27 protein-coding genes are annotated in these 26106 nt (G+C 71.1%); 18 read left to right on the forward strand and 9 right to left on the reverse strand.

The genetic code is table 11. From position 1 onward, the window contains the following. Positions 1-138: 138 nt before the first annotated feature. Together MUY14_RS37205 and MUY14_RS37210 are read left to right on the forward strand one after the other, a co-directional pair. Entirely contained in the window at positions 139-840 is a 702-nt protein-coding gene (locus MUY14_RS37205) for an ABC transporter ATP-binding protein (protein ID WP_247016457.1), read from the forward strand. Next, positions 837-3089, forward strand: coding sequence for an ABC transporter permease (locus MUY14_RS37210; protein WP_247016459.1), 2253 nt, complete (start codon positions 837-839; stop codon positions 3087-3089). The genes MUY14_RS37205 and MUY14_RS37210 overlap by 4 nt, the downstream gene beginning before the upstream one ends. Positions 3090-3128: 39 nt before the next feature. On the opposite strand, the gene trmB is transcribed toward MUY14_RS37210, so the two are convergent. From trmB to MUY14_RS37240, 6 genes are all read right to left on the reverse strand, one after another. After that, the gene (gene trmB, locus MUY14_RS37215) at positions 3129-3824 is read right to left on the reverse strand and encodes a tRNA (guanosine(46)-N7)-methyltransferase TrmB (protein ID WP_247016462.1); all 696 of its coding nucleotides are present in this window, start codon (positions 3822-3824) and stop codon (positions 3129-3131) included. Positions 3825-3886: 62 nt separating this feature from the next. After that, positions 3887-4438 carry a hypothetical protein gene (locus MUY14_RS37220; RefSeq protein WP_247025436.1) on the reverse strand — a complete coding sequence of 184 codons (552 nt, stop codon included), beginning with the start codon at positions 4436-4438 and terminating at the stop codon, positions 3887-3889. A 178-nt stretch (positions 4439-4616) separates the two neighbouring features. Beyond that, positions 4617-5372, reverse strand: coding sequence for a hypothetical protein (locus tag MUY14_RS37225; protein WP_247016465.1), 756 nt, complete (start codon positions 5370-5372; stop codon positions 4617-4619). After that, complete coding sequence (locus tag MUY14_RS37230; protein ID WP_247016467.1) at positions 5369-6283, reverse strand: ABC transporter ATP-binding protein; 915 nt, start codon at positions 6281-6283, stop codon at positions 5369-5371. The genes MUY14_RS37225 and MUY14_RS37230 overlap by 4 nt, the downstream gene beginning before the upstream one ends. Before the next feature lie 100 nt (positions 6284-6383). Beyond that, positions 6384-7133, reverse strand: coding sequence for an ABC transporter permease (locus MUY14_RS37235; RefSeq protein ID WP_247016469.1), 750 nt, complete (start codon positions 7131-7133; stop codon positions 6384-6386). A gap of 17 nt (positions 7134-7150) precedes the next feature. Beyond that, positions 7151-8089: an ABC transporter ATP-binding protein gene (locus MUY14_RS37240; RefSeq protein ID WP_247016471.1), complete on the reverse strand. Its 939-nt coding sequence runs from the start codon at positions 8087-8089 to the stop codon at positions 7151-7153. Positions 8090-8286: 197 nt separating this feature from the next. Between MUY14_RS37240 and MUY14_RS37245 the strand changes: the two genes are divergently transcribed. The 3 genes from MUY14_RS37245 to MUY14_RS37255 all read left to right on the forward strand — a co-directional run bounded on the left by MUY14_RS37245 (position 8287) and on the right by MUY14_RS37255 (position 10841). After that, positions 8287-8874 (forward strand): TetR/AcrR family transcriptional regulator, encoded by a 588-nt coding sequence (locus tag MUY14_RS37245; RefSeq protein ID WP_247016473.1) that lies wholly within the window; start codon positions 8287-8289, stop codon positions 8872-8874. Further along, positions 8871-9782: an SDR family NAD(P)-dependent oxidoreductase gene (locus tag MUY14_RS37250; RefSeq protein ID WP_247016475.1), complete on the forward strand. Its 912-nt coding sequence runs from the start codon at positions 8871-8873 to the stop codon at positions 9780-9782. The genes MUY14_RS37245 and MUY14_RS37250 overlap by 4 nt, the downstream gene beginning before the upstream one ends. A gap of 168 nt (positions 9783-9950) precedes the next feature. Next, positions 9951-10841 (forward strand): endonuclease domain-containing protein, encoded by an 891-nt coding sequence (locus tag MUY14_RS37255; RefSeq protein ID WP_247016477.1) that lies wholly within the window; start codon positions 9951-9953, stop codon positions 10839-10841. Between the two features lie 14 nt (positions 10842-10855). Here the strand turns inward: MUY14_RS37255 and MUY14_RS37260 are convergent, their stop codons facing one another. Further along, the gene (locus tag MUY14_RS37260; RefSeq protein ID WP_247016479.1) at positions 10856-11512 is read right to left on the reverse strand and encodes a response regulator transcription factor; all 657 of its coding nucleotides are present in this window, start codon (positions 11510-11512) and stop codon (positions 10856-10858) included. Further along, the gene (locus MUY14_RS37265) at positions 11509-12666 is read right to left on the reverse strand and encodes a sensor histidine kinase (RefSeq protein ID WP_247025438.1); all 1158 of its coding nucleotides are present in this window, start codon (positions 12664-12666) and stop codon (positions 11509-11511) included. Before MUY14_RS37265 ends, MUY14_RS37260 begins: the two co-directional genes overlap by 4 nt. 206 nt (positions 12667-12872) lie before the next feature. On the opposite strand from MUY14_RS37265, the gene MUY14_RS37270 reads away from it, so the two are divergent. The 13 genes from MUY14_RS37270 to MUY14_RS37330 all read left to right on the forward strand — a co-directional run bounded on the left by MUY14_RS37270 (position 12873) and on the right by MUY14_RS37330 (position 25722). After that, positions 12873-14390 carry a dynamin family protein gene (locus MUY14_RS37270; protein ID WP_247025440.1) on the forward strand — a complete coding sequence of 506 codons (1518 nt, stop codon included), beginning with the start codon at positions 12873-12875 and terminating at the stop codon, positions 14388-14390. A gap of 60 nt (positions 14391-14450) precedes the next feature. After that, positions 14451-15098 carry a hypothetical protein gene (locus MUY14_RS37275; RefSeq protein WP_247016481.1) on the forward strand — a complete coding sequence of 216 codons (648 nt, stop codon included), beginning with the start codon at positions 14451-14453 and terminating at the stop codon, positions 15096-15098. 46 nt (positions 15099-15144) lie between these two features. Continuing rightward, positions 15145-15624 (forward strand): hypothetical protein, encoded by a 480-nt coding sequence (locus MUY14_RS37280; protein WP_247016483.1) that lies wholly within the window; start codon positions 15145-15147, stop codon positions 15622-15624. Then, complete coding sequence (locus MUY14_RS37285; RefSeq protein WP_247016485.1) at positions 15621-16235, forward strand: TetR/AcrR family transcriptional regulator; 615 nt, start codon at positions 15621-15623, stop codon at positions 16233-16235. The genes MUY14_RS37280 and MUY14_RS37285 overlap by 4 nt, the downstream gene beginning before the upstream one ends. Positions 16236-16253: 18 nt before the next feature. Then, positions 16254-16643 (forward strand): nucleotide exchange factor GrpE, encoded by a 390-nt coding sequence (locus tag MUY14_RS37290; RefSeq protein WP_247016487.1) that lies wholly within the window; start codon positions 16254-16256, stop codon positions 16641-16643. After that, complete coding sequence (locus MUY14_RS37295; RefSeq protein WP_247016489.1) at positions 16640-18478, forward strand: dynamin family protein; 1839 nt, start codon at positions 16640-16642, stop codon at positions 18476-18478. Before MUY14_RS37290 ends, MUY14_RS37295 begins: the two co-directional genes overlap by 4 nt. 103 nt (positions 18479-18581) lie before the next feature. Then, entirely contained in the window at positions 18582-19283 is a 702-nt protein-coding gene (locus MUY14_RS37300; RefSeq protein ID WP_247016491.1) for a hypothetical protein, read from the forward strand. A 293-nt stretch (positions 19284-19576) separates the two neighbouring features. Further along, the gene (locus MUY14_RS37305) at positions 19577-21397 is read left to right on the forward strand and encodes a phosphoenolpyruvate carboxykinase (GTP) (RefSeq protein WP_247016493.1); all 1821 of its coding nucleotides are present in this window, start codon (positions 19577-19579) and stop codon (positions 21395-21397) included. A gap of 80 nt (positions 21398-21477) precedes the next feature. After that, complete coding sequence (locus tag MUY14_RS37310) at positions 21478-22347, forward strand: TIGR03621 family F420-dependent LLM class oxidoreductase (RefSeq protein ID WP_247016495.1); 870 nt, start codon at positions 21478-21480, stop codon at positions 22345-22347. A gap of 13 nt (positions 22348-22360) precedes the next feature. Further along, positions 22361-23236, forward strand: a complete 876-nt coding sequence (locus MUY14_RS37315) for an LLM class F420-dependent oxidoreductase (RefSeq protein ID WP_247016497.1) — start codon at positions 22361-22363, stop codon at positions 23234-23236. Next, positions 23233-23838, forward strand: coding sequence for an ABC transporter ATP-binding protein (locus tag MUY14_RS37320; protein ID WP_247016499.1), 606 nt, complete (start codon positions 23233-23235; stop codon positions 23836-23838). The genes MUY14_RS37315 and MUY14_RS37320 overlap by 4 nt, the downstream gene beginning before the upstream one ends. Beyond that, on the forward strand, positions 23832-25112 hold the full coding sequence (locus MUY14_RS37325; protein WP_247016501.1) for a hypothetical protein: 1281 nt from the start codon (positions 23832-23834) through the stop codon (positions 25110-25112). Before MUY14_RS37320 ends, MUY14_RS37325 begins: the two co-directional genes overlap by 7 nt. Before the next feature lie 31 nt (positions 25113-25143). Further along, on the forward strand, positions 25144-25722 hold the full coding sequence (locus MUY14_RS37330; protein ID WP_247016503.1) for an EndoU domain-containing protein: 579 nt from the start codon (positions 25144-25146) through the stop codon (positions 25720-25722). On the opposite strand, the gene MUY14_RS37335 is transcribed toward MUY14_RS37330, so the two are convergent. After that, positions 25719-25991 (reverse strand): helix-turn-helix domain-containing protein, encoded by a 273-nt coding sequence (locus MUY14_RS37335; RefSeq protein ID WP_247016505.1) that lies wholly within the window; start codon positions 25989-25991, stop codon positions 25719-25721. The genes MUY14_RS37330 and MUY14_RS37335 overlap by 4 nt on opposite strands. Positions 25992-26106 lie beyond the last annotated feature (115 nt).

Here is a 26106-nt window from a genome sequence, read left to right on the forward strand (position 1 = left end):
TTGGCCGAGTGGCTCGCCCTCCCTCGGCCGATCGGCCGATGCGGGGCGGGGCGTGACTGGCCGTCTGCCCGAAGTGGACACCCCCCGATCTCCGCGAAGCTCATCGGCACCAAGATCCGAACCGACAGGGAGAACCTCGTGGACCCGAACACTCCACAGTGGACCGGTGGCCCGGTGCTGTCCGGCCGTGGGCTCGTGAAGCGCTACGGCGCGCAGTACGCCCTGGCCGGCATCGACATCGACATCCAGCCGCGGGACGCCGTCGCCATCGTCGGCCCGTCCGGCTCGGGCAAGACGTCGCTGCTGCACGTGCTGGCCGGCATCCTCCGGGCCGACGACGGGCAGATCTTCCTGGCCGGGCAGCGGATCGACCACCTCGGCGAGAAGAAGCGCAGCGAGCTGCGCCGCACCGAGTTCGGCTTCGTCTTCCAGTCGGGGATGCTGGTCGCAGAGCTCTCGGCCGAAGAGAACGTCGCCCTGCCGTCGCTGCTGGCCGGGCTCGGCCGCAAGGAGGCCATCGACGCCGGCCGCCTGTGGCTTTCGCGGCTCGGGCTGGCCGGCAAGGAGAAGCGCCGCCCCGGCGAGCTGTCCGGTGGCGAGGCCCAGCGCGTCGCGATCGCGCGGGCGCTGACGCACCGGCCGAAGGTGATCTTCGCCGACGAGCCGACCGGCGCGCTCGACACGCGCACCGGCCGCGAGACGATGGACGCCCTGCTCGGCGCCGCCCACGAGACGGGCGCCGCGGTGATCGTCGTGACGCACGACCGCGAGCTGGCCGAGTCGATGCCGAAGACCGTCGCCATCCGCGACGGCCTGATCGCGACGAGGCAGGCGGCGTGAACTCGCTCCAGATCGCCCTGCGGGTGCTGAAGGTCGACCGGCGGACCCGGACGTCGGCGATCCTCACCGCGATCGGGGTGGCCGTCGCGACCGGGCTGGTGCTGCTGCTGGCGACGCTGCCGTTCGCTACGCAGAACCGCGAGCAACGCGCCCTCTGGCAGGGCGAACACTTCTACAGCGGCCTCGCCGGGGACGCCCCGGCCAAGCTCCTCTTCAGCTCGTCGAAGGACTACTTCGACGGCAACCAGATCATCCGGGTCGACGTCGCGGTGGCGCCCGGCGCGACCGCCGCGGGCGTCCAGCTGCCGCCGGGCGTGCCCCAGCTGCCGGGACCGGGCGAGACCGTCGTGTCGCCGGCGCTCGGCCGGCTGCTGCAGGGGCACCCGGCCGACCAGCTCGGCGACCGGTTCGGCAAGCCCGTCGGTGCGCTCGGGGAGGACGGCCTCCGCTTCCCGGAGCAGCTCGTCGCGCTCGTCGGGCACACGCCGGACGCGATGCCGGTGCGCGCCGACCCCATCCCGGGCTTCCCCGGCGGGAAGGCGAGCGCGGATCCCCTCCTCATGCTGCTGTCCTGGGTCGGGATCATCGTGCTGCTGGTGCCGAGCCTGGTGCTGGTCGCGTCCTCGGCGCGGCTGACCGCGGCCCGGCGCGAACGGCGGCTCGCCGCGATCCGGCTGGCCGGCGCGACCCCGGGGCAGGTCACGAACATGGTGGCCGCCGAGACGACGTTGTCCGCGGGTATCGGCGCGGTGCTCGGCCTGCTGATCAGCCCGGCGCTGCACGGCCTCGCGTCGTTCGTGCCGTGGGGCGGCGGCACCTGGCTCGCCTCCGACTTCGCGCTGCCGGTCGGCCTGACGGTGTTCATCGTCCTGGCCATCCCGGTGCTCGTGGTGCTGGCCGGCATCCTCGGCCTGCGCCGCGTGCTGAAGAACCCGCTGTTCGCGACCGGTGGCCACGCGAAGAAGCCGTTGCACTGGTGGCGGCTGCTGGCGCTGCCCGCGGCCGGGCTGTTCTTCCTCGTCGCGGTGACGACGGCGAAGGACTACGGCGGCATCACGTTCGTCATGGCGGGGCTGTTCCTGCTGGTCGGCTCGGCCGCGATCGTCGGGCCGTGGGTGACGTCGGCGGTCGGCGGCACGTTCGTCCGGATCTGGCGGCGGCCGTCTTCGCTGCTCGCCGGCCGTCGCCTGCGTGACGACCCGAAGGGCGCCTACCGCTCCTCCGCCGGGATCGTGCTCGCAGTGTTCGCCGGGTCGATGGCGCTGACGCTGCTGCCGACGTTCGAGTCGATGGCCGGGGGCGGGCGGTCGTTCGCGGACTCCACGCTCTACGTCGACACCGACGGGCAGCACGCGAGCAAGCTCGTCGAGCAGGCCAACGCGTCCCTGGCGAAGTACGGGCAGCCGGACAAGGCCGTCGCGGTCGGCGAGATCTACCTGGTCCAGGGCGAAGGGAACAACCGCACCGGCCACCGCGCACTGGTGATGAGCTGCGCGGACGCCGTCAAGCTGACCCGGTTCGGGCTCACCGCGGACAACTGCACGGGCGGGCCGGCCGTCTTCGGCGACTCGGCGCTCGACCTGGCGCGGTTCAAGGTCACCGACACCTGGGAAGGGCAGGCGTCGCCGGTCAAGTCGGGGACGCGGGCGGAAGCCGTCCACCTCCCGGACCCGGACCTGGCGAGCACGTCGATCATCGACCCGGCCGCGCTGCCCGACGGCTTCACGCCGAAGTACGTGACCGTGGTCGCGCCGACCACCGACGCGAACCGCGAGATCGTCCGGACGGCGCTGGCCGGACCGGCCGCCGGCGAGGAGATCGGCAGCCGGGACCAGTACCTGGTCAACCAGCAGACCGAGCTCGGCGACCTGCGCCGGGTCACGGTGATCGGGCTGCTCGCCGCCGGTGTCCTGGCCGGGTGCAGCGCCGCGGTCGCGACCGCGGGCTCGGTGATGGACCGCCGCCGCACCTTCGGGGCGCTGATGGCGGCCGGCACGCCGGTCCGGGTGCTGGCGCGGGCGCTGCGGATGGAGGCCGCGCTGCCGGCGCTGGTCGCCACCATCGGCGCGGGAATCGTCGGGGTGCTCGTCGGTGTTGGTCTCTTCAGCATGGTCGACGAGCGGGGCATCGTGCTCAGCCCGTGGCTGCTGGCGCCGGTCGTGCTCGGGATGGGCGTGGCCCTGCTCGGCGCGTCGGTCTGCACCCCCGCGCTGAAGCGGGTCCAGGCCGAACCGCTGGCCGACGAATAGGGAGGACGTTCGCCCCTCTGTCGGGGGAGGGGCGAACTCCTACCGCTTTTCGAAGATGAGGTCGTGCGAGACGCGGCCTTCGACTTCCGCGCGCTGCTCGAACTTCGTCACCGGCCGCCACTCCGGCCGCGGCGCCCAGCCGTCGTACCGGTTCTTCAACAGCGGCTCCGCGGAGCAGACCTCGAGCATCTGCTCGGCGTAGTTCTCCCAGTCGGTCGCCATGTGGAAGGTGCCGCCGGGCGCGAGCCGCGACGCCACGAGCGCGGCGAACGACGGCGACACGATCCGCCGCTTGTGGTGCTTCTTCTTCGGCCACGGGTCCGGGAAGAACAGCCGGACGCCGTGCAGCGTGCCCGGCTCCACGTGCTCGGTCAGCAGGACGACGGCGTCGCCGTGCAGCAGCCGCAGGTTCTCGACGCCCAGCTTTTCGGCGCGCAGCATCAGCTGGCCGAGGCCCGGGTCGTAGACCTCGGCCGCGACGTAGTTCAGCTCCGGCGCCGCGGCGGCCAGCTGCGACGTCGTCTCGCCCATGCCGGAGCCGATCTCCAGCAGCACCGGCGCTTCGCGGCCGAACCACTCGGTGAAGTCCAGCGTCCCGGCGGGCAGCTCACCGACCGTGCGGCCGAGGTCCGGCCACAGTTCGTCCCACGCGCGTTGCTGCCCGACGGTCATCCGGCCGCCGCGCTTCACGTAGCTGACGACGCTGCGAAGCCGGGGTTGGTGCTCGTTTTCCACCCACGGAATGTAGCCGGGCGCGCAGCGCCTCCGTTGAGGGCGGTGGCGGGGGCATGGATGGATTAACGAACCGCTTCGAGCTCCCCGAGCCGAGACCGCAGGCCGGCCAGCCCGGCGATCGCGAGCGGGTCCGGCGTCCGGCCGCTGTGCGCCGGCAGGACGTCGATCCAGCCCGGGTGCCGGTCGGTGTTCATGACCGTCGTGGGAATCGCGTGACCCGATTTCCCGCGCTCGGACGGGATGAACTCCCAGTACCCGGATTCGCCGTCCGCGGCCCACGGGACGAATTCCCAGCCCGGGCGCCTGCCGAGCAGCTGCGCGATCCGGTCCTCGACGCGGAAACCCTGTTCCCGCGAGTCGAGGGTCCCGTCCGCCACCGCCCGCAGCCACCAGGGCGCGGGGATCGGGCCCGCCATCCCGGCCGAAGCGCGGAACAGGGCCAGGACGCGGTCTTCGGGCGCGCGGTGCACCCAGGCCCGGCGGAGTTCCGCGGGCGTGGCCGCCGTCATGGCGGCGCGCGGGAGTTCGATCGCCCGCGACCATTCGAGGTCCAGCATGGGTTCGAGCTGAGGAGCGTCGTCTTCGACGCGAGCTCGAGGAATCGTGCTGCCCAATTCTTGACCGGTGTCCACCGTCAAGGATCACCTCCAGGGGAGCTCAGACGGGTCCGGCACGCTCTCTCTTACGAATATTGCCTGGTCATAGCAGTATGTCCGGTGGCTGTGAGAGAAGCCACAGGTGTTTCATCTTCTTTTAACAAAGGTTTTTGCGGTATTGAGACGACGGTCACGCTCAGGCGTCGCGCCGGGACGTGACAAGCACGCCGGCCACGAACAGGGCAACGGTGATCGCCGCGAAGTAACCGAGATAGCCCCACGGGCCGAGCGGCGCGTCCGGCAGCTGCAGCGGCCCCGCGGCGAACCCGCCCGCCCCGACGAACTCGTCGGCCGCGTGGAACGGCATCCACTGGTAGATGTGCCGCCCGGCGCCCGGGATGAGGATCACCAGGCCTTCGAGCACCTGGGTCCAGACGAGCACCACCGTCAGCCCGAAGGCGACGCTGCGCAGCAGGAGCGCGACACCGACGCCGGCCACCGCGGTGAACAGGAACGTCAGGCCCTGGCCGAGCACCGAGCGCCAGTCCGCGCCCGAGTGCAGCGCGAGGTCGGCGTCCGGCTGCACCAGCGACGCGAGCCCCCACGAGCCGAAGCCGACGACCAGCCCGAGCACCGCGCCGACCGCGGCGAGGACCGCCAGCTTCGCCAGCAGCGCGGGCACCCGGCTCGGCACCGCCTGGAAGGTCAGCCGCATGGTGCCCCAGTTGAACTCCGACGCCGTCGCGAGGATCGCGAGCACGAGCAGCACGGTCCGGCCGTTGCCGCTCGCGAGCTGGGTGTTGCCCACGGTCGCCGGGATCTCCGGGCCGGCCAGCGCGAAGAACAACGCGGTGAAGCCGAGCGGCGCGACGAACGCGATCGCCAGGCACCACCAGGGCGCGCGGGTGCTGAAGAGCTTGATGCGCTCGGCGCGAAGGAGGTTGGTGATCATCGGGTCGCCTCCGAAGCCGGCCCCGCGAACTCGACGGATTCGCGGGTGAGGTCGAGGTAGGCCTGCTCGAGCGAGCCGGTGATCGGGCTCAGCTCGTGCAGCGTCGCGCCCGCGTCGAAGGCGAGCTGCCCGATCCGGTCACTGTCCATTCCGGACACCAGGAAGGCGCCGTCGGCTTCGCTGAACTCGGCCTGCCCGGTCAGCGCGGCCCGCAGCTCGTCGGCGTGCCGGGTGCGCACCCGGACGCCGTGTTCACTCGTCCGCGCGACGAAGTCGTCCATCGTGCCCTGGTAGATGAGCCGGCCGCGGCCGATCACCACGAGGTCCTGCGCGGTCTGCGCCATCTCGGGCAGCAGGTGGCTGGAGACGAACACGGTCCGGCCCTCGGCGGCCAGCGCGTGCAGCAGCTGCCGGATCCAGGCCATGCCCTCGGGGTCGAGGCCGTTCACCGGCTCGTCGAACAGCAGCACGCGGGGGTCGCCCAGCATCGCGGCGGCGATCCCCAGCCGCTGCTGCATGCCGAGGGAGTACTGCAGGACGCGGGTCTTGCCGACGCTCGTCAGCCCGACCAGGGCGAGCACCTCGTCGACGCGCTTGTCGGGGATGCCGTTGGTGGCGGCCAGCCAGCGCAGGTGGTCGCGCCCGCTGCGGCCGGGGTGGCGCCAGGTGGCGTCCAGCATCGCGCCGACCGTCCGAAGTGGATCCCGCAGCTTCCGGTACGGCGTGCCGTCGACGAGCACCGTGCCCGCGTCGGGCGTGTCGAGGCCGAGAACCAGCCGCATGGTCGTGGACTTGCCGGCGCCGTTCGGGCCGAGGAACCCGGTGACCCGCCCCGACCGCGCGGTGAACGTCAGCTCGTCGACCGCGGTCGTGGCGCCGTACCGCTTGGTCAGCGCGTTCGCTTCGATCATGCGCTCCCCCGTCCCGTCACCCCGGGAGCCTACTGCGAAACGGGAATCCGGGTCGCCCCCCGACAGCGCGACCCGGATTCCCGTTTTCCCCTGTTACCCCTCAGGCGTCCCGCTTCTTCGCCACCCCGAGTGCGACGAGCAGGAACACGATCGCGATGCCGGCGAAGTACGCCAGCGCCCAGCCGGGGCTCAGCGGCGAGTCCGACGGCGACGGGCCGTCGACGACCGCGGAGCCGCGCAGGAACTTGTTCGCCACGTTGAACGGCATCCACTCGTGGATGTGGGCGCCGATCTTCGGGATCAGCCGGATCAGGTCTTCCACGGCCAGGTTGTAGATGAGCAGCAGCGCGATGGCGCCGGCGCTGTGCCGGATCAGGACCCCGATGGCGACGGCGAGCACCGCGCTGATGGCGAACACCGGGCCGAGGCCCGCGACGTTCAGCCAATCCTGCGTGGAGTGCAGGCCGATGCCGTCGTTCGGCCGCATGAGCATGCCGAGGCCGAGGGCGCCGAACGCGGCGATCTCGCCGATCACCAGCGCGACCAGCGCGACGACGACGGCCTTGGCGATCAGCGCCGGCGAGCGGTGCGGCACCGCCTGGAACGTGGTGCGGATGGTGTTGAAGCGGTATTCGGTGGTCACCGCGAGCGCGGCGAGCACCATGACGACGGCGATGCCGAACTGCGTGCCGCCGAACTGGAGGGCGGACAGCGTCACCGGCGAGTCGGCCGGCGTCGCACCGGAGATGATGGCGGCGAAGCCGATGCCCAGTGCGAGGGCGATGAGGGCGCACCACCACGGCGAGCGGGTGGAGAACAGCTTGATGCGTTCTACCGCGAGCAGGTTCATGATCTTGGTTTCCCCGTTTACTTGGCGGACTCGAGCACGTGCTGCGCCTCGGCGTCGAGCCCGGTGTGGTACTCGACGGAGTCGCCCGTGATCTGCATGAAGGCCTGCTCGAGCGAGCCGGTCTGCGGGCTCAGCTCGTGCAGCACGATGCCGTTGGCGGCGGCGATCTCGCCGATCTTGTCGCTGTCCATCCCGGACACCACGAGCGCGGCGTCGTCCCCGGTGACGCCGGCGCTGGCGCGCTGCAGGGCGGTGCGGAGCTCGGCCAGCTGCGGCGAGCGGACCTTGACCGTGTTCTCCGCCGCGCGGGAGACGAAGTCCTGGGTCGACGACTGCGAAATCAGCTGCCCCCGGCCGATCACCACGAGGTTGCTCGCGGTCAGCGCCATCTCCGAAAGCAGGTGGCTGGACACGAACACGGTGCGGCCTTCCTCGGCCAGCCGGTGCATGAACTTCCGGATCCAGAGGATGCCCTCCGGGTCCAGGCCGTTCACCGGCTCGTCGAACAGCAGCACCTCGGGGTCGCCCAGCAGGGCGGCCGCGATGCCGAGCCGCTGCGACATCCCGAGCGAGAACCCGCCGGCGCGCTTGCCCGCGACGCTGGTCAGGCCGACGGTGTCGAGCACCTCGTCGACGCGGGTGCTCGGGATGCGGTTGGACTTCGCCATCCACTGCAAGTGGGCGCGAGCCGAGCGGTTCGGGTGCACCCACTTCGCGTCGAGCAGCGCGCCGACGGTGCGCAGCGGCTCCTTGAGGTCGTGGTACTTCTTGCCCCCGATGGTGACCTGGCCACCGGTCGGGTTGTCCAGGCCCAGGATCATGCGCATGGTGGTGGACTTGCCAGCCCCGTTCGGGCCGAGGAAGCCGGTGACCTGACCCGCGGCCACGGAGAACGACAGGTTGTTCACCGCCAGTGTCTTTCCGTACCGCTTGGTGAGGCCGGTTGCCTCGATCATGACTGCTCCTCTTCCGCCCCTCGCTTACGACGCGTTCATCGTCGCGGGTCGGAGGCCGTTCGCGCGTCACCCTGTAGACCGAACCGGCCCCCCTACCTGAGTAGTACCTTGCTGGCTCTTCGGCCGATGCGCGATCCGTGATGACCCTGAGCCGACCCTGATTCGCGGGTATTAATGAACTGTGGTTCAATAATGGGGTGGCCCGGCCGAGGAGCATCACCGACGAACGGCTGCTGGGTGCGGCGGAGACCGTGATCGGCCGCTGCGGCCCCGGTTTCACGCTGGCCCAGGTGGCGGCGGAGGCGGGCGTCTCGGTCGGCACGGTCGCGCAGCGGTTCGGCTCGAAGAGCGGCCTGCTGCAGGCGATGAGCCGGCGGGCCACGCGGCGGGCGGTCGAGCAGATGCGGGAGTGCGCCGAGCGGGCGGACGACCCGGTCGCCGGCCTGCGCGCCGCGGCGGTGTCGGTCTACGCGGTGCTCGGTGACGCCGAAGAAGCGGCGAACCACCTGGGCCAGCTCGGCGTGGACATCGGCGACCCGGTGCTGCGGTCGCTGCTGGGCGAGCACTTCACGGCGGTCGAGGACGAACTGCGGCGGCTGGTGCGGGCGGCGGCTCCGTCGCTGCCGCACGCACCGAGCGTGCCGCGGGCCGCGCGGGCGGTGCTCGGGGTCATCAACGGGGTGTCGATCGACTGGTCGATCCGGCCGCACGGGCGGCTGGCCGACCGGCTGGCCGAGGACGTCGACGCGGTGCTGACCGCGTGGCGGGGACGGGAGGACGCATGAGTTTGCAGGGCAAGGTGGCCGTGGTCACCGGGGCGACCCGGGGCTGCGGGCGGGCGATCGCGGTGGAACTGGGCCGCGCGGGTGCGACGGTGTACGTCACCGGCCGCACGACGCGCGAAACGACGTCACCGCTGAAGCGCCCGGAAACGATCGAAGAGACCGGCGAACTGGTCGAAGCGGCGGGCGGCAGGGCGGTGGTCGTCCGCTGCGACTTCACGTCGGTGTCCGATGTGGACGCGTTGAAGGCGCGCATCGAGTCCGAAGTGGACGGAATCGACATCCTGGTCGACGACGTCTGGGGTGGCGACATGTACTTCCACTTCGACGCTCCCTTCTGGGAGACGCCGCTGGAAGACGCGCTGAACCTGACGCACAACGCGCTCGACACGCACCTGATCGCGCTGCACAGGCTGCTGCCGCTGGTGGTCGCCCGCCGCGGCCTGGTGCTGGAGGTGACCGACGGCGACAACGACGACTACGTCGGCGCGGGCCTCCCCTATTACCTGGCCAAGTGCGGCATCCGCGCGCTCGGCCGCGCCCTCGGCGTGGAGCTGAAGAAGAACGACTGCGTCGGCCTCGCGGTGACGCCGGGCTTCCTGCGGTCGGAGTCGATGCTCGACCACTTCGAGGTCACCGAAGACAACTGGCGCGACGCGGTCGGCAAGCTCGCGCCGGTCGACTTCAAGATCTCCGAGACGCCGTACCTGCTGGCCCGCGGCGTCGCGGCCCTCGCCCAAGACCCCTCCGCGTCCCGCTTCGCCGGCCAGACCCTGGCTTCGTGGACGCTGATGAAGGAGTACGGCTACACCGACGTCGACGGCGACCGTCCCGACTTCGGCCGTTGGATCACCGAAGTCCGCAACGCGGGCAAGGACCCGGCAACAACCCCACCAGACACCTTCCGCTAGCCGCGACTCGTCACTTTCCCTATGAAAGTTCCGCTACCGGCTGTCGGTGGGCGTCACTTTCATAGGGAAAGTGAGAAGTTGTGGATGAATTTCGGGGGATGTGGACAAGTGGGACGTAGTTGATCTTCGACGGGGCTGGTTGTCAGAGGTCTGTCCCAGGCTTGCCGAGTGTTCCGTTCTCGCAGTAGTGACCTCGTCGACTTCGCCGAGCCCTTCGTCGGGAGCCAGGCCGTCGCCGAAGACGTCCTGACGCCACACGCTCTGCGGTCTCCCCTGTTCACCCGGTTGTTCCGGAACGTATACGTCGCCTCTACGGCTGAAGTGACGCACTCGATGCGATGCCGGGCCGCTGCTCTGCTCGCGCCGGTCGACGCGGTGCTCTCCGGGTGTTCGGCCGCGGCAGTCAGAGGCCTCGAACTGGTCGGCTCGCGGGACCTGGTCGAGTTCATCGTGCCGGAGCAACTGGTGTTCGATCGGCAGGCGGGTCTGCACATCCGGCGAACCAGCCGGGCAAAGATCGATAGTGAGCCGTGGGATGGCATTCGGCTCGCCACGCCCCTTCGTCTCGTTTTGGACACCCTCACGAACACCAAGCTCCATCGATCGCTTCCCCGGGTCGTCGGTTACCTCGATGCCTTCCTCCACAGCGGGTTGGTGGACCTGGTCGAGCTGTGCGACTACCTCCAGCCACGCCGCGACAACGGCATGGTGCGAGCCAGGAAGGCGGTTGCGCTGGCAGATGCACGTTCGGAGAGCATTCCCGAGTCCGAGCTGCGGGTGTGGCTCACCATCGCCGGGCTCAAACCCGAGGTGCAAGTCGAAGTCGTAGCCGGAGCGGGGGACTTCCTCGGGCGCCTCGATCTGGCGTTCCCCGCGCAGAAGCTGGCGGTCGAATACGACGGCGAATGGCATCTCGGTGGAATCCAGCCGCGCCTCGATGCGCAGCGCCGGGCCGCGATCGAGTCCGAGGGATGGCGCTTCGTGGTTGTCACCAAGACCGACTTGTACGGTGAGCCGAAGCGTGTGGTCGAGACCGTGAAAGCGGCACTTTCCCTATGAAAGTGCGGCTTGAGTCAGGCGAGGCCGGGGCGGGCGAGACCGGTTTCGTAGGCCAGCACCACCGCCTGCACCCGGTCTCGCAGCTCCAGCTTCGCCAGGATCCGCCCGACGTGCGTCTTCACCGTCGCCTCGGAGAGGAACAGCGCTTCGGCGATCTCCAGGTTCGACATGCCCTTGGCGATCAGCACGAGCACCTCGCGCTCGCGGTCGGTCAGCACGTCCAGCTCCGCGGTGTCGCGCATCGGCGGGCCGCCGGAGCCGACGAAGCGGTCGAGCAGGCGCCGGGTCACCGACGGCGAGACCACCGCGTCGCCCGAAGCGACCGCCCGCAGTGCCGACACCAGGTGGTCGGGCTGGGTGTCCTTCAACAGGAACCCGCTCGCCCCGCCCTGCAGCGCCGCGTAGACGTACTCGTCGAGGTCGAACGTCGTCATCACCAGCACCCGCGCGGTGCCGTCGGCGACGATCCGCTTGGTCGCCTCGACGCCGTCGAGCACCGGCATCCGGACGTCCATCAGCACGACGTCGGGGCGCAGTTCCTCGGCCATCTCGATCGCCTGTGCGCCGTCGCCGGCCTCGCCGACGACGTCGATGTCGGCCTGCGCGCCGAGCACCATCCGGAAGCCGACGCGCATCAGTTCCTGGTCGTCGACGACCACCACACGGATCACTTGTCCAACCTAACCGGCAGGGCCGCGCGGACCTGCCACCCACCGCCCGGAGCCGGGCCCACTTCCAACGTGCCGCCGTAGACGTGCGCGCGCTCGCGCATGCCGATCAAACCGTTGCCGCCCGGGAGCCGCTGGTCGCCGCGCGTCGCGCCGGCGAGCTGCGGGACGCGGCCCGCGCCGTCGTCGGATACCAGCACCTCGACCAGGTCGCCGGTCCGGTGCACCCGCACCGACGCCGTCGCGCCGCGGCCGGCGTGCTTGAGCGTGTTGGTCAGCGACTCCTGGACGATCCGGTAGATCCCCAGCGAGACGCCGGCCGGCAGGTCGCCGAGCTCGTTGGTCTCCAGCTCCACCGGCACGCCGGCGGTCCGCATCCGCTCGGCCAGCTCGGCGAGGGCGTGCGCGTCCGGCTGCGGGACGCGCGGCTCGCCGTCCGCGTCGTCGCTGCGCAGCACGTCCAGCAGGCGCCGCAGCTCCCCGAGCGCGCCGCGGCCGGTCTCGGAAATCGTTTGCAGGGCCCGCTGGGCGAGCTCGGGGTTGCTCCGCAGCGCGTACGAAGCGCCGTCGGCCTGCACCACCATGACGCTCACCGCGTGCGCGACGACGTCGTGCAGCTCGCGGGCGATCCGCCCGCGCTCCTCCGCCACCGCGATCCGGGTGGCCTGGTCCCGTTCGGTCTCGAGCAGGTGCAACCTGGCCTCCACTTCCACGTCGTAGGCGCGCCGGGCCCCGACGAACTCGCCGAGCGTCCAGCACAGGGCGATGCCGAACGCGAGGAACAGCACCGAGATGAACAGCTCGTCCGTCTGCTCCAGCGCCAGCTGCAGGGCCGAGGAGACGATCACCGCGCCGACGAACACCAGCCCCTGCCGCCGCCCCGCGTAGACGACGACCGAGTAGATGCTCATCGCGAGGCCGGCGACGCTGGCGACGCCGAGCTGCAGCGTCGCGTGCACGACGCTGATCACCAGCACGACGTACGCCGACCACAGCGGCGACTTCCGCCGGAACACCAGCGGCACCACCATCGCGATGTTCACCGGCACGGCGATGTACCACGGCGGCAGCTCCGCGAGTTCGGCCAGGCCGTCGGCGACGAACAGCAGCATGTCGATCAGGCCGAGCAGGACGGCCAGCACCGTGTCGCCCGCCATGGGGTGGGCACGCATCCAGAGGCTCAGCCGTCGCACCAGACAACACTAGGTCCCGCGGCCGGGAACGCGCGTCGGTCGGCGGTACCACCTTGGGTGCGACCTCCGGATGAGGGACATGGCACGATTCACGGGGTTGTCGCCTACGACGGGAAGGGCTGGGGGCCGTGACGTCACCGGAGCAGGGCCGGCTCGCGGGTCCGCTGTCGATGTCGGTGGCCAACCTGTGCCACCGCCTGCAGTCGCAGGTCTCCGCGCGGACCGCCGCCGGGTTCGCCGAGGTGCTGCGCCGGCTCGGCGCGCCGCTGCAGGTGGCCGTGGCCGGGCGGATCAAGTCGGGCAAGTCGACGCTGGTCAACGCGCTGATCGGGCGCCGGGTCGCGCCGACCGACATCGGCGAGTGCACGCGGCTGGTGACCCGCTTCCAGTACGGCACGGTGGACCGCGTCGAAATCGTCTTCACCGACGGCCGCAAGCAGGTGCTCCCCTTCGCCGCCGACGGGATGATCCCCGCCGAGCTCGGCGTCGACATCGACAAGGTGTCGCACATCGAGGCGTACCTGACCAACGCCGTCCTGCAGGGCATGACGGTGATCGACACCCCGGGCCTCGGCTCGCTCGACGCCGCGTCGGTGTCCCGCACCGAGCAGCTCCTGGGCGCCGCGAAGCACCGCCAGGACGACGGCGACGAAGAGGGCTCGGACGAGCTCGACGACACCTCCCGCAACGCCGTCGCCGGTGCCGAAGCCGTGCTGTACGTCGTCACCCAGGGCGTCCGCGCGGACGACCAGCAGGCGCTCGCCGCGTTCACCGCGGCCACGGCGAGCCGGGAAGCGGGCCCGGTCAACGCGATCGCCGTGCTCAACAAGGCCGACACCATCACGCCCGAGTCGGTCGAAGGCTCCGGCGGCGACGTCTGGAAGGCCGCGACGCTGCTGGCCGAGAAGCAGGCGTCGACGCTGAAGCCGCGCGTCGCCGACGTGCTGCCGGTGATCGGGCTGATCGCCGAGTCGGCCGAGTCCGGCGGCTTCACCTCCGCCGACGCCGAGGCGCTGCGGCAGCTCGCCGAGCTCGACGACGACATCCTGCAGACCATGCTGATCTCGGCCGACATCTTCACCAGCTGGGACTGCGACGTCCCGTCGGGCACGCGGCTGCGGCTGCTGGAGAAGCTCGACCTGTTCGGCGTCTCCCACGCCGTCGAGGCCATTCGCAAGGAGCCGGAGCTGACGGCGGGCGCGCTGCGGCGGTCGCTGCTCGACGCGTCCGGCCTGGAAGCGGTGCGGCACCGGTTGTCGATCGTGTTCGCCGCCCGCGCCGACGGCATCAAGGCCGCCGCCGCCCTCGCGTCGGTCACCGCGCTCGCGCACGCCTCAGCCGATCCGGCCGAACGCCAGCGCGTCCACGACGCCATCGAGGTGCTGCTCGCCAAGCCCGAAGCCCACCAGCTGCGGCTGCTCGAAGCGCTGACGCTGGTCGCGTCCGGCGCGGTGGACATGCCGGAGGACCTGTCCGAAGAGGTGCTCCGGGTGGGCAGCAACGCCGACATCGGCGCCCAGCTCGGCAAGCCCGGCGCCCCACGCCCGGAGCTGGCCGCGCACGCCCTCGAACGCGCGGGCTGGTGGCGGTCCTTCGCCTCCTTCGGCGCGACGCCGGCGCAGAGCCGCGTCGCCCACGTCGTGCACCGCGCGTACTTCTTGATGTGGCAGCAGGTGCGCGAAGCCTGAGTTTGTTTCTGGTTGCCGACTTTCCCTGGTCACCCCCCTTTCCCGCGTACTCTGGGAAACGTGCGACTGGAAAACACGACATCCTGGCGAGCCGGGTGGAGCAGCGAGACGGACGTCGACGTCGCGCTGTACATCCGTGACGCCCTGGCCCTGTCCGTTTCCGAAGGTCAGGTGCTGCCGCCGGTGGAGCCGCGCGTTCCGGTCCACGTCCCGCCGGGGATCGACCGGGCGGCGGTCCAGGAGCAGTGGGCCGCCTGGTGGACCGATCTGCTGGCGTCCCTGCGCAGCCGTGAGGACCCGGACCCGCGCAGCCCGCGCACCCGGTACGGCAGGCCCGCGCTCGAACCGGGCACGGCCCTGCGGCAGGCCGTCGACTTCTTCGGCCCCGCCGCGGCCCGCCACTTCGCCAACGCCCGCGGGCCCGCCCTGCGCGGGGCGAACGAGCCGTCGGGCGGCACGCCGTGGGCGCCCGGGTTCTACCGGCGCCAGATCGTGGCCGGCGAGCGGCTCGGCCAGCTGGTGCGGGAGGCCGAGGTCAAGCAGGGCCGGCGCGCGTACCCGTTCCGGCTGAACGTCATCGAGATCTCCGTCGCCGGGTCGATCTGGCTGCGCACGGCCGACGACCAGCTGCTGGTCTCGTCCCGCCTGGCCGAGGACGGCCCGGGCCTGGAGGCCGTGCTCCGCGACGTGATCGCCCAGCTGGTTTGAGGCCCCGGCTTTCATAAACCGAGCACACGGTCTGATAATGGACGGCATGGAGACGACCGTCGACGAGCCGCCGTGGCTGCGCACCGGGTCCTGGGTCGGTTGCCCGCTGATCGGCGGCGCGCTCGGCGTGGGCGTGTGGGCCATCGCCGCGTGGGTCAGCGACCTGCCGGCGTTCCCGTTCCAAGGCGTGTTCAAGGTGCTCACGAAGCTGCCGCAGCCGTGGGCGACGCTGGCCGCGGTGGCCGGCGGGCTGGTGCTCGGCCTGGTGTTCGCGGTCGTCTGGGCCGGCGACCGCTTGGTCGTGACGGTCTCGCCGACCCGCGTCACGCTGGTCCGCGGCGACAAGACCCGCCGCATCGAGGCCGACCTCGACGCCGTCTACCTCGACGGCAAGGAGCTTGTCCTGCGCACCACCGACGGCCGGGAGATCGCCCGCGAGAAGACCGACCTGTCGGGGCGCGAGCTGGCTCCCGCCTTCGCCGAACACGGCTACCCCTGGCGCGACGACCCGCCGGTCGAGCGATGAGGACCGTCGACCCGGCCAAGCACGCGGCCAAGCGCCGCGCGATCGCGGACGCCGCGGCCGGCTGCTTCGCCGAGAAGGGCTTCGAGCGGACGACGACCGCGGACATCTGCCGCGCGGCGGGCATCAGCTCCGGCAGCCTCTTCCACTACTTCCCCAGCAAGCGCGCGGTGTTCACGGCGATCTTCACCGACGACGCCGCCGAGACGGCCGAGCGTCTCGAAACCGCGGCGAAGGCCGAAGACCCGTGGATCGCGCTGCTCGACGTCGTCGCCGAGCTGGCCGGGCAGATCGCCCAGCCGGGCGTCGTCCGGATCGTCCTGGAAGCCGCCGCGCAGGCCGCCCGCGACGACGAGTTCGCCGAGCTGATCCACCGCAACGACAGCGCCCTGCGTGACGGCTTGGCCGTCCTGGTCGAACGGGCCGGGACCGCCGGGCTGATCGACCCGGGCGTCGCACCGCGGGCGGCCGCCGGCTGGGTCGCCGGGCTGATCGACGCGATGATTTCGCGGGCGAGCCTCGACCCCGGCCTCGATCTGCCCGCCGAGCAAGCGATCCTCCGGACGATCCTGATCCGGTTCCTTCGCCCGGTTCCGCCCCCGGCGGGCGGCTGAATCCGCCAGACTGTCCGCATGGCGTGGTTTCGCAAGGACGGAACCGACCGCGGTTCCCCCGCGTCGGACACCGATGTGCACCCCTTGCAGCAGCAGGTAAGCGATCTTGAGCGCGCACTCGCCGATCGCCAGGCACTGATCCAGATGTGCTTGTACGCCCTGGACCGCGCCCGCAGTGGCGGCGTCGTCGAACGCCTCGAAGAGGGGCTCGCCGCGATCGGCGTCCAAGCGCTGCGGCCCGACGGCGAGCGCTTCGACCCGGCCTGCCACGAAGCCGGCGGCGCCGTGGCCACCGAAGACCCGGCGCTCGAGGGCATCGTCGCGGAAACCGAGGTCACCGGGTTCGCCGACCACGACCGCCTGCTGCGCGCCCCGATCGTCACCGTCTACGCGAAGAAGACCCCGTGAGCGCACCCACCGCGCCGAGCCTGCCCGCGCAGGTCGCGGCCGCGCGAGAGCAGCTGCTGACCACCGTCCGCGACGCCGACCCGGCCGCCGCCCGGTGGGTCGAGGACATCCGGAAGACCCGGCCGAAGAAGCCGGCCGTCGTGGTCGTCGGCGAGACCAACCGCGGCAAGAGCTCGCTGGTCAACGCGCTGCTCGCGCGGCCGGGACTGTCCCCTGTGGACGCCGACGTCGCCACCGCCACCTACCTGGTGTTCGACCACGCCGACGCGTGGGGCGCGCAGGCCTGCTACCCCGGCCAGCTCGCGCCGGTGCCGATCGACCTGGGCCAGCTGATCCACTGGGTGTCCGCCGCGCACGAGCTGCCGCCCGGCCAGATCCCGCCGCGGTACGTCGAGGTCACCGGGCCGGTGCCGCTGCTGATGCGGCTTTCCCTGGTCGACACCCCCGGCGTCGGCGGGCTCGACTCGCTGCACGGCGAGCTCGCCAAGGAAGCCGCCGCGGGTGCGACCGCGCTGCTGTTCGTCGTCGACGCCTCGGCGCCGTTCACCTCGACCGAGCTGCAGTTCCTGCGCGACGTCGGCGAGCGCGTCGAGACCGTGGTGTTCGCGCTGACCAAGGTGGACATGTTCCGCGGCTGGCGCGAGGTCATGGAGGCCGACCGGCAGCTGCTGCGCGAGCACGCGCCCCGCTTCGCCGACGCGGTGTTCCACCCGGTGTCGGCGCGGATGTTCGAAACGGCCGCGAAGGCGCCCAACGAGCAGATGGCCGCGATGCTGCGGGAGAAGTCCGGCGTCGCCGCGATCCAGACGGCGTTGCAGGAGCTGCTCGTCGGCCGCTCGGCGATGCTCGGCGAGGCCAACACGCTGCGCGCGCTCTCCAGCGCGCTGGGCGAACTGAAGGCGAAGCTGCAGGCCGAGAGCCGCGCGCTGTCCGCCGGGGAAGCCGAGGCCGAGCAGCTGCGCGAACGCCGTGACCAGCTGCAGGCCGAGCGCCGGTCCTCGACCCGCGGCTGGCAGCTCAAGCTGCGCGGCGAGGTGCAGCGCACCCGCGTCGAGGTCGGGCACGAGTCCAGCAGGCAGATGCGGGACGCGCAGACCCACTTCCGCCAGCTGATCGACGCGGCCAAGCGCGACGAGCTGGCCGCGCTCCCGCAGCAGGTCGACATCGCGCTGCAGACGACGTCGCAGCGGGTCTCGATGCTGCTTTCCCAGCGGCTGAACCAGGTCACCAACGTCTCGCTGTCGGAGCTGTTCTCGCCCGAAGAGCTCGACGTCATCCGCGCGCAGTTCGCCCGGGCCGGCGGCCCGCCGGTGGTGCTGCGCCCGCCGGACAAGAAGCCGCCGACGGCCGAGGACAAACTGCTCGTCTTCATGGGCATCTCCGGCGGCGTCGGGGCCGGCAAGGTGGCCGCGCTGCCGCTGGCCGGCGTCGCGATCCTCAACCCCGTCGTGCTGCCCGCGACCATCATCATCGGCCTCGGCGCCGGCTGGTGGATGGCCCGCACGCGCAAGCACGCGGCCGACAAGCAGCACATGAAGCAGTGGCTGGTCGAGGCGATCGCGGACGCCCGCTCGACGCTCGACCAGCTGGTCGCCGAGCAGCTGATCGAGGCCGAGCAGCAGCTGTCGATGGCGCTGGACGAAGCACTGGGCCGGCGCATCGACGCGATCGAGGCCGAGCTGAAGGAAGTCGACAAGACGATCAAGATGGGTGCGCAGGAGCGCGCCAAGAAGATCGCCGTCGTGTCGAAGCGGCTCAAAGAGGTCAGCGACGGCCGCGACCGTGCCGAAACCTTCCTGACCAGGATCCGGGCGCTGCGGGACAAGACCGCCTGACCCCGGTCCGGTTGTGGAGCGGAACCGAACCGGCATACGGTGAGTCATACCCTCGGACAGCAGGTCAGAGACGGCGGTACCCGGTCAAAAGGGGGAAGTTCCCATGTGGGTCGACGAGAGTGGCGGCAGCGACACCGACGCGAGCGGTACGAACGCGATGACCGTCCACGTCGACGGTCAGGAGTACCAGGCCGAGGTCAACTACGACGTGAACGACGACGGCGTCAACGACACCGCGATCATCGAGCACGACGACGGCACCTCGCAGGCGTTCATCGACACGAACCACGACGGTGAAGCCGACCAGTACGCCGTGCTGGACGAAACCGGGCACGTCGTCGACCAGGCCGTCTACGACGAGGCCAGCGGCCAGTGGGTCGAGTCCCACGGCGGCGGCCACGACGACTCCGACACCGGGGGCCGCGACGACAGCTCCGGCGGGCACATCCACGCCGACCTGCCGGACGGCGAGGTGGACGCGGGGGTCGCGACCATCGACACCGACCACGACGGCCACAACGACACCGCCATCGTCGAGACGAAGAGCGGCGGCACCATCGCCTTCACCGACAAGGACGGCGACGGCGAAGCGGACATCGCGATCCAGACCGGCGCCGACGGCACCACCACGACGTTCGAGCACTCCGGCCCCGGCCAGTGGACCGAGGTCTCGAGTGGACTGGTGGACTCCGGCAGCGAGGGCGACCTGGCCGCCGACGCGGCTTGGGGCGAGGCCGGCACGCAGACGCTGGAAGGCGTCGCGCGCATCGACTCCGGCACGGGGCAGTGGATATCCCCCAACTGAGGTGACCCACGTCTCAGTTTGAAAGCCCGGGGCTTCGGCCTCGGGCTTTTTTCATGTCGTCAATGAAAGAAAAGGCGGCTTCTGAATCGATTCCCTTATCGGTCTTGTGAGAGAACGTACACGTCAGCTCTCTGTTACCTGCCGGTCATGCGGTTACTCTCGAAGAATCCCAAAACCCGCACACCGGTCGTCCGCCGGTGTGCGAAGCCATTCGGCCGCAGGCAATGAAGCCCGCACCGGAACAGCGTCGTTCCCGGTGCGGGCTCATTTGTCGTCGGAAGTCAGGAGTAGAGATGACCGCAGTCGCCATCCCCGGACTGGACACCGCGCCGACGACGCACACCGGCGTGCTGTCCTTCGTCCGGGAGGTCGCCGAGCTGACCAACCCGGACCGCGTGGTGTGGGTCGACGGGTCTGACGAAGAAGCCGCCCGGATCAACCAGGAGCTGGTCGACGCCGGCACGTTCGTGCAGCTCAAGTCGAAGCCGAACTCCTTCTGGGCCACCTCCGACCCCAACGACGTCGCCCGCGTCGAAGACCGGACCTTCATCTGTTCGGAGCGTCCCGAGGACGCCGGTCCGACCAACCACTGGATGGACCCGGCCGAGATGAAGGCCACCATGACCGAGCTCTTCCGAGGCTCGATGCGCGGCCGCACGATGTACGTCATCCCGTTCTGCATGGGTCCCCTCGCCGACGAGAATCCCAAGCTGGGTATCGAAATCACCGATTTCGCCTACGTTGTCGCTTCGATGCGCGTGATGACCCGCGCGGGCAAGGCGGCCCTCGAGAAGTTCGTCGCGCCGGATGGCAGTGAGCGCGAATTCGTGCCGGCACTCCACTCCGTGGGTGCGCCGCTCGAGCCGGGGCAGCAGGACGTTTCCTGGCCCTGCAACGAAACGAAGTACATTTCGCACTTCCCCGAAGAGCGGGCGATCTGGAGCTACGGCTCCGGCTACGGCGGCAACTCGCTGCTGGGCAAGAAGTGCTACTCGCTGCGCATCGCCTCGGTGATGGCCCGCGACGAGGGCTGGCTCGCCGAGCACATGCTGATCCTCAAGCTGATCTCCCCCGAGGAGAAGGTCCACTACGTCGCGGCCGCGTTCCCGAGCGCCTGCGGCAAGACCAACCTCGCCATGCTGCAGCCGACCATCCCGGGCTGGCGCGCCGAGACCCTCGGCGACGACATCGCGTGGATGCGCTTCGGGGAAGACGGCCGCCTGTACGCGGTCAACCCGGAGTTCGGCTTCTTCGGCGTCGCGCCGGGTACCGACTGGCACACCAACCCGAACGCGATGCGCACGATCGAACAGGGCAACACGGTCTTCACGAACGTCGCCCTCACCGACGACGGCGACATCTGGTGGGAGGGCATGGAGAACAAGCCCGCCCACGCCACGTCGTGGAAGAAGCAGGACTGGACGCCGGACTCCGAGGAGAAGGCCGCCCACCCGAACTCGCGCTACTGCACGCCGATGTCGCAGTGCCCGATCCTCGCCGACGAGTGGGACGACCCGAAGGGCGTGCCGATCTCGGCGATCCTGTTCGGCGGCCGCCGCAAGACGACGGTGCCGCTGGTGAACGAGGCCCGCGACTGGCAGCACGGCGTCTTCATGGGTGCCACGATGTCGTCGGAGACCACGGCGGCCGCGGCCGGCGCGGTCGGCAACGTGCGCCGCGACCCGATGGCGATGCTGCCGTTCCTCGGCTACCACGCCGGTGATTACTTCAAGCACTGGCTGAACCTGGGCAAGAACGCCGACGCGAACAAGCTGCCGAAGATCTTCTACGTCAACTGGTTCCGCCGCGGCGACGACGGCCGCTTCCTGTGGCCGGGCTTCGGCGAGAACTCGCGGATCCTCAAGTGGGTCGTCGAGCGCGTCGAGGGCAAGGGCAACGCCGTCGAGACGCCGGTCGGCTTCGTGCCGCGGGCCGAGGACCTCGACACCGAGGGCCTCACCGAGCCGATCGAGGACATCCAGGCCGCCCTCGAGGTCAAGCCCGAGGAGTGGCGCGCGGAGCTGCCGCTGATCGAGGAGTGGTTCCAGAAGATCGGCGAGGTCCCCACCTCGCTGCGTGACGAGCTCGACGCGCTGGCCCAGCGCCTGAGCTGAACACCCTGAGACAGAAGGGGACGCCTCCCGGCCGCATCCGGGAGGCGTCCCCTTCTTCCTTTCCCGGTAGTTTCGCGCCTATGAAACCGTTCCGCTTCGGCGTGGATCTGGTGGTGCCCGGTTCCCGGGCCGAGTGGGTGGCGAAGTGCCGCAAGGCCGAGGACCTCGGCTACGACGTCGTCGGGGCGGCCGACCACGTCGGGATGGCGCCGCCGTTCCCCGCGCTCGTGCTCGCGGCCGAGGCGACCGAGCGGGTCCGGCTCAACACGTTCGTCATCAACGCCTGCTTCCACCACCCGGTGCTGCTCGCCCGCGACGTCACGGGCACCGACCAGTTCACCGGCGGCCGCCTGGAGCTGGGCATCGGCGCGGGGTACGTCGAGGCGGAGTTCCACGCCGCCGGGATCGAGTGGGGCACGCCCGGGCAGCGGTACGCGCGGCTCGAACGCGCGGTGCTGGAACTGAAACGGCTGTACGCGGATCCGTCGCACAAGCCGGAACCGGTGCAGAAACCCGGGCCGCCGCTGCTGCTCGGCGGACGCGGCGACCGCGTCCTCAAGCTGGCCGCGAAGCACGCCGACATCGTCGGCTTCACCGGTACCGCGGCGACGAAGGTCGAGGGCCGGATGTCCCTGGCCGGGCTCGGCGAGCTGACCGAGCGCGTCGAGTTCGCGCGGACCGCCCTCGACGGCCGGGACGCCGAGCTGAACCTGCTGGTGCACGTCACCCGCGTGACCGACGACCGCCGCAGCACGCTGGAAGCCGTCCACCGGCGGGTCCCCGACCTCGGCGTCGACGAGCTGGGCGAGCTGCCGACCGTCCTCGTGGGATCCTCCGGCGCCGTCGCCGAGCAGCTGCTGCGCACCCGCGAGACGCTCGGAATCAGCTACTTCACAGTGATCGAGGACGACCTGCCGAGGCTGGCTCCGGTGATCGAAAAGCTCCGCTGAGTACCTTGTCGGTATGACTGGGGATTTCCGCTTCGGGGTCAACATGCACGTGCCCGACCACCGCGCGGGGTGGGTCGGGAAGTGCCGGAAGGCCGAGGACCTGGGCTTCGACGTCATCGGTGCGGCCGACCACCTCGGGATGGCGCCGCCGTTCCCGGCGCTCGTGCTCGCCGCCGAGGTCACCGAGCGGGTCAAGCTGAACACCTTCGTGCTGAACACCCCGTTCTACAACCCGGTGCTGCTCGCCCGCGACGTCACGGGCACCGACCAGTTCACCGACGGCCGCCTGGAGCTGGGGCTCGGCGCGGGGTACGTCAAGGAGGAGTTCGAGGCCGCCGGGCTGCCGTTCCCGTCCGCCCGCGAGCGCGTCGACCACCTCGAGCGGTCGATCCTCGAGCTCAAGCGGGCCTACGCCGACCCGGAGCACAAGCCGGCACCGGTGCGCCCCGCCGGACCGCCGCTGCTGCTCGCCGGCCGCGGTGACCGGCTGCTGACCCTCGCGGCCGAGCACGCCGACGTCATCGGCTTCACCGGTGCCGCGAAGACGCCGGACGGCGGCGCACTGATGCCGGAGACCGCCGAAGGCATCGAGGAGCGGGTCGGGTTCGTCCGGTCGAAGCTTGGCGGCCGGGAGGTCGAGTTCAACCTGCTGTGCCACTTCGTGCACATCACCGGCGACCGCGCGGGCGCGCTCGCGGAGCTCGAGAAGCGGGTGCAGGGCGTCCTGAGCGTCGAGCAGCTGGCGGTGCTGCCGACCGCGCTGATCGGCTCGCCCGCCGAGGTCGCCGAGCAGCTCCACGCCCACCGCGAGCGGTTCGGGCTGACCTACTACACGATCCTGGAACAGAACATGGACCAGTTCGCCCCGGTGCTCGAAGCGCTCCGATGATCGACGCGACCGCGATCGGCGTCCGGGCCGGCGAGCACTGGCTGTTCGACGACCTGGACTTCGCCGTCGAGCCCGGCGAGTGCGCGGCGATCGTCGGGCCGAACGGAGTCGGCAAGTCGACCTTGATGCGCTGCCTCTACGGGATGCAGAAGCCGCAGCGCGGCCGCGTGCTGATCGACCGCAAGGTGCCGGACGAGCGGGACGTCGAATTCCGCCGCAAGGTGTCGGTGCTGTTCGACGACTCCGACTTCTTCGCCGAGCTGACGCCGTTGCAGCACCTCGAACTCCTGGCCGGCTCGTTCGGCGCCGACCTGGGCGACCACGAGGAGCTGCTGCGCGACGCGGGGCTCGGCGAGCGCATGCGCGTCACGTCCGGGCACTTCTCCGCGGGCCAGCGCCGCCGCCTGCTCCTGCTCGGCGTCACCGCGCGCCCGCACCGCGTGTTGCTGCTCGACGAACCGGAACGCGCGCTCGACGCGGCGGGCAAGGACTGGCTCGTCGAGGTGATCGCCCGGTCGACGGCGGCCGGCGCGGCGGTCGTGGTGGCCACGCACCACCCGCCGCTGCTCGAAGCCGCGGACAGCGTCCTAGAACTGTGGTGACGCTGGCACCCCGCCGGATGCGGATCCCGGGCCGCAAGCGGTTCGGCGGGATCTTCAGCGGCGACACCGCGAGCTTCGTCTTCCTGTTCGGCTTCGGGTTCCTGTTCACCGCGTTCTTCCACGTCGACGGCTGGCGCCCGGCGCTCTACGGCTCGTCCCACGTGGACTTCCCGGCCGTCCTCGGCCTGCTCACGCTCTGCTGCGCGGTCGGCTGGCGCGGCCTCCTGCGCCGCGGCTTCGCCTGGGTCGAGCCGGCCGAGCTGACCTGGCTCGACTTCGCCCCGGTGGACCGCGGCCGCGTCGTCACGCTGCGGCTGCTCGGCGCGTGGACCGGCGTCCTGGTGGTCACCGGCTACCTGGCCGCGCTGCTGCTCGCCGTCGGAGGGGCCGGGCTCGACCAGTGGCGTGCGGCCGTCGCGATGGTCGTCGCGACCGCCGTCGCCGCGGTCGCCTCCGCCCGGCGGACCGCGCTGCGGCTGGACGCGCTGGGCCCGCTCGCGCTCGCCGTCGCCGGGCTGCTCATCGCCTCGCTGCACCTCGGCCCGGTGGCCGTGCAGTTCGTCGCCGCGGGCGTGCTGGTCGCGGCGCTGCCGCTGGCGTTCGGCGGCGAGCCGGTGCACCGCGCGGGCCGGGCGGCACTGCTCGCCGGGTGGGACGGGCGGGTGCTGCGCTCGGTCGCCGTCACGTTCCTCGACCCGATGATGCTGCTCCCGCCGTCGGCCCCGGTCGGGCGCTTCCCGCTGCGCCGCCCGACCGCGCTCCGGCTGGCCTTCGCGGGCACGCTCGGCCGCTCCCGGTACGCGGGTGCGGCGGCGCTGGTCGGCTTCGCGGTCGTCGTCGCCCACATCGCCCTGCCGACCGTGCCGGGCGCGGTCCTCGTCGGCATCGGCGCGTACGTCGCGCTGACGCCGTTCGCCGGCGGGCTCGGCGAGCTCTGGCGCAACCCGGGCCGCCGCCGGTGGCTCGGGACGGGCAACCGCGAGCTGGTGCTGACCCACGGCCTGGCGCTGGCGGGCGTCGGGATCGGCTGGGCAGCGCTGCTCGCCGTGGTCACCCTCGCGGGTGGGACCTCGTTCGGGCCGGGCGCGTGGCTCGCGGTGCCGCTGTCGGTGCTCTCGATCCTGCGCACGGTCACCCGGACCGCCGTCGACTACGGCAATCCGGCGTTCGTGGACACCCCGATGGGCCCGATGCCCGCCAACCTCGTGCGCCAGCTCTTCCGCGGCCTCGACCTCCAGCTCATCGGGATCGTGCTGCTCTCCGCCGCCGTTTGACCTACGCTCGCTCCGACGAAGGGAGCAACCAGTGGGCGGTGGGCACGCACCGGGCGTCGGGCGGCGGGCGACCAGCGAGTTCCCGGCCGGCTGGACCGACGAGCACATCATCTCCGTCGTCAAGGACGTCGCGAACGACCCCAGCGAGGCCCGGCGGCGGCAGCCGAACGGCCGCTGGCGCTGCGCCGGCGAACGGTACAACGTGCACCTGATCGTCCTGGTCGAGGAGAACGGGCACGTGCACACCGCGTACCCGGTGGCGGGCCCCGGCGTCGTCCGCAACCCGGACACCGCCCGCGACCCGGCGAACCCGACGGTCGCGGACCTCCAGAGCAACCGCATCAGCTTCTTCGCCGACAGCATCCTGACCAGCGTCGCCGACCGGCTGTCCCCCGAGGACTACACGCACTACCGGACGCTGCTGTGGTCCGGCGAGTGGGAGGAACTGGCGGACGTGCTGGCCGCGCACTCGGTCAAGCTGGGCTTCGGCTTCTCGGCGGACGAGTACTCCGACTTCGAGAAGCTGCTCAACAGCTACGACCTGCCGGTGGCGGGCTGCGCGTTCCTCAACGACCGCGAGCACATCCTGAACCAGCTGCGCCCGGTCTAACTCGCCTGGCTGAGCGTCGGCGACCCGACGGGCTCGACCGCCGCGCGCAGCTCGTCGAGCGGCAGGCCCACGGCGTCGGCGATGGCCGTGACCGTGAAGAACGCCGGCGTCGGGATGCGCCCCGTTTCGATCTTCCGGAGCGTTTCGACCGAGATCCCGGCCTCCGCGGCGACGTCGACCATGCTCCGGCCGGCCCGCGCCGTCCGCAGCGCCTGGCCGAGGCGTTCGCCGCGCTCGCGCTCGTCGTCTGTCAGCGGTACTCGCACCATGAACCCAATACTAATACCACCTGAGTTGTCCACTGCCTGTGGACAACTCTGTGCACAGGTGTGGAAAAGCCCCGCCGAACGTCCGTTCGGCGGGGCTTCCACTACACCTTGTGGT

This window comes from Amycolatopsis sp. FBCC-B4732, from assembly GCF_023008405.1.
Lineage (GTDB): Bacteria > Actinomycetota > Actinomycetes > Mycobacteriales > Pseudonocardiaceae > Amycolatopsis > Amycolatopsis pretoriensis_A.

What these genes read in the sequence shown, in the direction of transcription:
- MUY14_RS37270 (WP_247025440.1), top strand. Translation starts at nt 12,873, where the DNA reads ATGTCGGTGGCCAACCTGTGCCACCGCCTGCAGTCGCAGGTCTCCGCG.
- MUY14_RS37250 (WP_247016475.1), top strand. Translation starts at nt 8,871, where the DNA reads ATGAGTTTGCAGGGCAAGGTGGCCGTGGTCACCGGGGCGACCCGGGGC.
- MUY14_RS37240 (WP_247016471.1), bottom strand. Translation starts at nt 8,089, where the DNA reads ATGATCGAGGCAACCGGCCTCACCAAGCGGTACGGAAAGACACTGGCG.
- MUY14_RS37265 (WP_247025438.1), bottom strand. Translation starts at nt 12,666, where the DNA reads ATGGCGGGCGACACGGTGCTGGCCGTCCTGCTCGGCCTGATCGACATG.
- MUY14_RS37305 (WP_247016493.1), top strand. Translation starts at nt 19,577, where the DNA reads ATGACCGCAGTCGCCATCCCCGGACTGGACACCGCGCCGACGACGCAC.
- MUY14_RS37320 (WP_247016499.1), top strand. Translation starts at nt 23,233, where the DNA reads ATGATCGACGCGACCGCGATCGGCGTCCGGGCCGGCGAGCACTGGCTG.
- MUY14_RS37235 (WP_247016469.1), bottom strand. Translation starts at nt 7,133, where the DNA reads ATGAACCTGCTCGCGGTAGAACGCATCAAGCTGTTCTCCACCCGCTCG.
- MUY14_RS37310 (WP_247016495.1), top strand. Translation starts at nt 21,478, where the DNA reads ATGAAACCGTTCCGCTTCGGCGTGGATCTGGTGGTGCCCGGTTCCCGG.
- MUY14_RS37225 (WP_247016465.1), bottom strand. Translation starts at nt 5,372, where the DNA reads ATGATCACCAACCTCCTTCGCGCCGAGCGCATCAAGCTCTTCAGCACC.
- MUY14_RS37230 (WP_247016467.1), bottom strand. Translation starts at nt 6,283, where the DNA reads ATGATCGAAGCGAACGCGCTGACCAAGCGGTACGGCGCCACGACCGCG.
- MUY14_RS37285 (WP_247016485.1), top strand. Translation starts at nt 15,621, where the DNA reads ATGAGGACCGTCGACCCGGCCAAGCACGCGGCCAAGCGCCGCGCGATC.
- MUY14_RS37280 (WP_247016483.1), top strand. Translation starts at nt 15,145, where the DNA reads ATGGAGACGACCGTCGACGAGCCGCCGTGGCTGCGCACCGGGTCCTGG.
- MUY14_RS37315 (WP_247016497.1), top strand. Translation starts at nt 22,361, where the DNA reads ATGACTGGGGATTTCCGCTTCGGGGTCAACATGCACGTGCCCGACCAC.
- MUY14_RS37290 (WP_247016487.1), top strand. Translation starts at nt 16,254, where the DNA reads ATGGCGTGGTTTCGCAAGGACGGAACCGACCGCGGTTCCCCCGCGTCG.
- MUY14_RS37300 (WP_247016491.1), top strand. Translation starts at nt 18,582, where the DNA reads ATGTGGGTCGACGAGAGTGGCGGCAGCGACACCGACGCGAGCGGTACG.
- MUY14_RS37335 (WP_247016505.1), bottom strand. Translation starts at nt 25,991, where the DNA reads ATGGTGCGAGTACCGCTGACAGACGACGAGCGCGAGCGCGGCGAACGC.